The following is a 564-nucleotide window of genomic DNA, read 5'->3' as shown; positions in this document are numbered from 1 at the left end:
CATTTGGACTTGAAGCGTTCGGCCACGAACATTAGCCAATTACATTTCGGAAGCAGTTGGGCTTATCGCCGTCTTTCGATGCTACCCTAGTTAATAGGTCCTGACCCTAGCGGCTTTCCAGAAATCGGCTGACATAATCCGGGACGACTTTCGTCGCCGGTCCAAGATGCGTTTCCGCAAATAGATCATAGCCTTCTGACGGTTCAAGATTGAGCTCGACCGTATGCGCGCCTGCACCCTTCGCTTCTTCTATGAAGCCTGCGGCCGGATAGACGTTGCCGCTTGTGCCAATTGAAATGAAAAGGTCGCATGAGGACAGCGCCTCATCGATCCTTTCCATTTCATAAGGCATTTCACCGAACCAGACGATGTCTGGACGCATGAAGCCGATTGTGTCGCAGGATTTGCATTTCGAATCGATGGACATGTCGTCGTGCCAGGGCTGGCGCAGCCCGCACACGATGCAAAGGCCGCTGTTCAATTCGCCATGCATGTGGACAAGATTTTTTGAGCCCGCACCCTCATGGAGGTCGTCGATATTCTGCGTGACGAGCAGGAAAGAGC

Annotated in this window: 1 protein-coding gene; it reads right to left on the bottom strand. The window is 52.7% G+C overall.

Annotated features, from left to right (window positions below):
- Positions 1–106: 106 nt before the first annotated feature.
- Positions 107–564 (bottom strand): Sir2 family NAD-dependent protein deacetylase (locus AB1462_RS31555; protein ID WP_367248997.1); only part of this gene is annotated, 458 nt, incomplete at its 5' end.

It is taken from the genome of Pseudomonas sp. SB113 (genome assembly GCF_040754745.1).
GTDB classification, from domain to species: Bacteria; Pseudomonadota; Gammaproteobacteria; order Pseudomonadales; family Pseudomonadaceae; genus Aquipseudomonas; species Aquipseudomonas grimontii.
This window is presented reverse-complemented; position numbering and strand designations above follow the sequence as displayed.